This is a genomic window from Synechococcus sp. BS55D, assembly GCF_004332415.1.
In the GTDB taxonomy this organism is placed as follows: Bacteria; Cyanobacteriota; Cyanobacteriia; order PCC-6307; family Cyanobiaceae; genus Synechococcus_C.
On record NZ_PHQT01000007.1, the window covers coordinates 1 to 5384 of the forward strand.

A 5384-nucleotide genomic window follows, 5' to 3' on the forward strand; every position below is an offset into this window, starting at 1 on the left:
TCATCAAAAGGAATTGATCTACAACGGAGAGTTTGATCCTGGCTCAGGATGAACGCTGGCGGCGTGCTTAACACATGCAAGTCGAACGAACCTTCGGGTTAGTGGCGGACGGGTGAGTAACGCGTGAGAATCTGCCCTCAGGAGGGGGACAACAGCTGGAAACGGCTGCTAATACCCCATATGCCGAGAGGTGAAACGAATTTCGCCTGAGGATGAGCTCGCGTCTGATTAGCTAGTTGGTGTGGTAAAGGCGCACCAAGGCATCGATCAGTAGCTGGTCTGAGAGGATGATCAGCCACACTGGGACTGAGACACGGCCCAGACTCCTACGGGAGGCAGCAGTGGGGAATTTTCCGCAATGGGCGAAAGCCTGACGGAGCAACGCCGCGTGAGGGATGAAGGCCTCTGGGCTGTAAACCTCTTTTCTCAAGGAAGAAGATCTGACGGTACTTGAGGAATAAGCCACGGCTAATTCCGTGCCAGCAGCCGCGGTAATACGGGAGTGGCAAGCGTTATCCGGAATTATTGGGCGTAAAGCGTCCGCAGGCGGTCCAGAAAGTCTGCTGTTAAAAAGTGGAGCTTAACTCCATCATGGCAGTGGAAACTTCTGGACTAGAGTGTGGTAGGGGCAGAGGGAATTCCCGGTGTAGCGGTGAAATGCGTAGATATCGGGAAGAACACCAGTGGCGAAGGCGCTCTGCTGGGCCATAACTGACGCTCATGGACGAAAGCCAGGGGAGCGAAAGGGATTAGATACCCCTGTAGTCCTGGCCGTAAACGATGAACACTAGGTGTCGGGGGAATCGACCCCCTCGGTGTCGTAGCCAACGCGTTAAGTGTTCCGCCTGGGGAGTACGCACGCAAGTGTGAAACTCAAAGGAATTGACGGGGGCCCGCACAAGCGGTGGAGTATGTGGTTTAATTCGATGCAACGCGAAGAACCTTACCAGGGTTTGACATCCTGCGAATCTCCTGGAAACGGGAGAGTGCCTTCGGGAACGCAGTGACAGGTGGTGCATGGCTGTCGTCAGCTCGTGTCGTGAGATGTTGGGTTAAGTCCCGCAACGAGCGCAACCCACGTCTTTAGTTGCCAGCATTCAGTTGGGCACTCTAGAGAGACCGCCGGTGATAAACCGGAGGAAGGTGTGGATGACGTCAAGTCATCATGCCCCTTACATCCTGGGCTACACACGTACTACAATGCTACGGACAAAGAGCAGCAAGTTCGCGAGGACAAGCAAATCTCATAAACCGTGGCTCAGTTCAGATCGTAGGCTGCAACTCGCCTACGTGAAGGAGGAATCGCTAGTAATCGCAGGTCAGCATACTGCGGTGAATACGTTCCCGGGCCTTGTACACACCGCCCGTCACACCATGGAAGTTGGCCACGCCCGAAGCCGTTACTCCAACCCTTGTGGAGGAGGACGTCGAAGGTGGGGCTGATGACTGGGGTGAAGTCGTAACAAGGTAGCCGTACCGGAAGGTGCGGCTGGATCACCTCCTAACAGGGAGACAAACAATGATTTTGATGCCTGAGTAGTTTTATTCTTAGGCCGAAATCCTGTCACCTTAGGTCGATCGGTACCTCAGCTTTGAAGTTAAGAGTGAACTGGAAACAGTGAACTGCTTAATGGAGATTTTTAGTTCCTAAACTTTGTCTAGGTCACACCCCAAAAGGGATGAGACTCCTGGGCCATTAGCTCAGGTGGTTAGAGCGCACCCCTGATAAGGGTGAGGTCCCTGGTTCAAGTCCAGGATGGCCCATTCGGTGTTGGGGGTTTAGCTCAGTTGGTAGAGCGCCTGCTTTGCAAGCAGGATGTCAGGAGTTCGAGTCTCCTAACCTCCACTGACCGATCTCAATCCTCAATGTCCAGTCATGGAGTTTTGAGTTCAGTTGGAGTGTGATTTAGATGTGTCCGCTAGAGGAACCCAGCTTCCTGTCATTCCGGCGATAGAGAAAAATCTATCGATGGTTGATAAGATGCTGGGCTCGAATCAAGTGATCAAGCAATTGATGATTTGATTTGAAGTCTGGCAGAACCTTGACAACTGCATAGGTGAGTCTGGAAAGAATAAAGCATCTCATGGATGATGCGATGACTCTGAATGATTATCCGAAAGGGTGATGATGAGGAGTGATTGCAAATTCTATCGAGCAAGAGCCGAGACTCCATCACGTTCTTCTGATTGTGTCGAGCAATGAGGAGTTAGATTTTTGATTCAGCAATGAATCAGAGAGAATCTGTTTCAACGACAGCAAGCGTGTTGGAGATACATTGGTCAAGCTACAAAGGGCTCACGGTGGATACCTTGGCACACAGAGGCGATGAAGGACGTGGTTACCTGCGATAAGTCTCGGGGAGCTGGAAACACGCTTTGATCCGGGAATTTCCGAATGGGGCAACCCCTAGAACGGCCGCCTGAATCCATAGGGCGGTGCGAGCCAACCCAGCGAACTGAAACATCTTAGTAGCTGGAGGAAAGGAAAGTAAAAACGACTCCCTAAGTAGCGGCGAGCGAACGGGGAAGAGCCTAAACCGATGCTTTCGAGCATCGGGGTTGTGGGACAGCAATGTGGAAAAGGGATGTTAGTGGAAGTGTTTGAATGGCACACCACAGAGGGTGAAAGTCCCGTACACGAAAACTGAACTGACCTAGCTGTATCCCGAGTAGCACGGAGCACGTGAAATTCCGTGTGAATCCGCGAGGACCACCTCGTAAGGCTAAGTACTCCTGTGTGACCGATAGCGAAACAGTACCGCGAGGGAAAGGTGAAAAGAACCCCGGGAGGGGAGTGAAATAGAACATGAAACCGTGAGCTTACAAGCAATGGGAGTCCGACTGATCGGATGACCGTGTGCCTGTTGAAGAATGAGCCGGCGACTTATAGGCACTGGCGGGTTAAACCGGGAATGGTGGAGCCATAGCGAAAGCGAGTCTGAATAGGGCGTTTGTCAGTGTTTATAGACCCGAACCCGGGTGATCTAACCATGGCCAGGATGAAGCTTGGGTGATACCAAGTGGAGGTCCGAACCGACTGATGTTGAAAAATCAGCGGATGAGCTGTGGTTAGGGGTGAAATGCCAATCGAACCCGGAGCTAGCTGGTTCTCCCCGAAATACGTTGAGGCGTAGCGTCTCGTGCTCCAGCAGGGGGGTAAAGCCACCATTTCGGTGCGGGCTGCGAGAGCGGTACCAAATCGAGATGAACTCTGAATACCCTGTGTGTAGCGAGGCAGTCAGACTGTGGGGGATAAGCTCCATGGTCGAGAGGGAAACAGCCCAGACCGCCAGCTAAGGTCCCCAAATCAACGCTAAGTGATAAAGGAGGTGGGATTGCCCAGACAACCAGGAGGTTTGCCTAGAAGCAGCCATCCTCAAAGGAGTGCGTAATAGCTCACTGGTCGAGCGATCCTGCGCCGAAAATGAACGGGGCTAAGCGTTGTACCGAAGCTGCGGATTTATGGTAGGGGAGCGTTCCATGTGGGGTGAAGCGTTAGCGTGAGCGGGCGTGGACTGCATGGAAGTGAGAATGTCGGCTTGAGTAGCGAAAACATGGGTGAGAATCCCATGCACCGAAACCCTAAGGGTTCCTCCGGCAGGCTCGTCCGCGGAGGGTTAGTCTGGACCTAAGGCGAGGCCGAAAGGCGTAGTCGATGGATAACAGGTCAACATTCCTGTACCGGTTATGTTTTGGGAAGAGGGACGGAGAAGGCTAGCCAAGCCAGATGTTGGTTACTGGTTCAAGCGTTCGAGGCGTTGAGGATCGGCGAAAACGATCCGAGCTGAGGCGTGAGTACGAGCTGCTACGGCAGCGAAGTTGGTGACGTCATGCTTCCAAGAAAAGCTCTATACCCGTTAAGGCATAACTGCCAGTACCCGAAACCGACACAGGTGGGGTGGTAGAGAATACCGAGGTGCGCGAGGTAACTCTCTCTAAGGAACTCGGCAAAATGGCCCCGTAACTTCGGGAGAAGGGGTGCCAGCGCGAGCTGGTCGCAGTGAAGAGTCCCAGGCGACTGTTTACCAAAAACACAGGTCTCCGCTAAGTCGCAAGACGATGTATGGGGGCTGACGCCTGCCCAGTGCCGGAAGGTTAAGGAAGCCGGTCAGCGTAAGCGAAGCTGGCGACTGAAGCCCCGGTGAACGGCGGCCGTAACTATAACGGTCCTAAGGTAGCGAAATTCCTTGTCGGGTAAGTTCCGACCCGCACGAAAGGCGTAACGATCTGGGAGCTGTCTCGGAGAGAGGCTCGGCGAAATAGAATTGTCTGTGAAGATGCGGACTACATACACCCGGACAGAAAGACCCTATGAAGCTTTACTGTAGCTTGGTATTGTGCCCGGGCTCTGAATGCGCAGGATAGGTGGGAGACGTTGATCTAGTGCTTGCGGGTACTAGGGAGTCAATGGTGAGATACCACTCTTTCAGAGCTAGGGTTCTAACGTTCACCCGTTATCCGGGGAGCGGACAGTATCAGGTGGGCAGTTTGACTGGGGCGGTCGCCTCCTAAAAGGTAACGGAGGCGCGCAAAGGTTTGCTCAGGCTGGTTGGAAATCAGCCGTCGAGTGCAAAAGCAGAAGCAAGCTTGACTGTGAGACCTACAAGTCGAACAGGGACGAAAGTCGGCTTTAGTGATCCGACGGTTCTGAGTGGAAGGGCCGTCGCTCAACGGATAAAAGTTACTCTAGGGATAACAGGCTGATCTCCCCCAAGAGTTCACATCGACGGGGAGGTTTGGCACCTCGATGTCGGCTCATCGCAACCTGGGGCTGAAGTCGGTCCCAAGGGTTGGGCTGTTCGCCCATTAAAGCGGTACGCGAGCTGGGTTCAGAACGTCGTGAGACAGTTCGGTCCATATCCGGTGTATGCGTAGGAACATTGAGAGGATTTCTCCCTAGTACGAGAGGACCGGGAGGAACGCACCTCTGGTGTACCAGTTATCGTGCCAACGGTAAACGCTGGGTAGCCATGTGCGGAGTGGATAACCGCTGAAAGCATCTAAGTGGGAAGCCCACCTCAAGATGAGTGTTCCCATGGGGTAACCCAGTAAGGTCACGGGAAGAACACCCGTTGATAGGCTCTACGTGGAAGTCCAGTAATGGATGCAGCGGAGGAGTACTAATAGACCGAGGGCTTGACCAACATTTGGTTCTTGCCTGAGAGACAAGTTTTATTCAATTCAGACGTCATCACTGAAGAGTGATGGGAGCCTATGCAGTTCTCAGGGTTCATACCTTGAGGATTGAACTATCCTGGTGTCCATGGCGCTGTGGTCCCACTCCGATCCATCTCGAACTCGGTTGTGAAACGCAGCAGCGGCGACGATATTTGGGGGGTAGCCCCCTGAGAAAATAGCTCGATGCCAGGTAAAACAATTCTCAA

At 53.2% G+C, this 5384-nt stretch carries 2 tRNA genes and 3 rRNA genes; all 5 read left to right on the plus strand.

Features of this window, described 5'->3' with window-relative positions:
• Positions 1-20: 20 nt before the first annotated feature.
• The 5 genes from CWE16_RS11940 (at position 21) to rrf (ending at position 5370) form a co-directional block, all read left to right on the plus strand.
• Positions 21-1505: ribosomal RNA gene (locus CWE16_RS11940) — 16S ribosomal RNA — on the plus strand.
• 185 nt (positions 1506-1690) lie between these two features.
• Positions 1691-1764 (plus strand) — tRNA-Ile (locus tag CWE16_RS11945).
• 9 nt (positions 1765-1773) lie between these two features.
• A tRNA-Ala gene (locus CWE16_RS11950) sits at positions 1774-1846 on the plus strand.
• Between the two features lie 432 nt (positions 1847-2278).
• Positions 2279-5144: ribosomal RNA gene (locus CWE16_RS11955) — 23S ribosomal RNA — on the plus strand.
• Between the two features lie 109 nt (positions 5145-5253).
• Positions 5254-5370: ribosomal RNA gene (gene rrf, locus CWE16_RS11960) — 5S ribosomal RNA — on the plus strand.
• Together the 16S, 23S and 5S rRNA genes with 2 tRNA genes alongside form the textbook arrangement of a ribosomal RNA operon.
• Positions 5371-5384 lie beyond the last annotated feature (14 nt).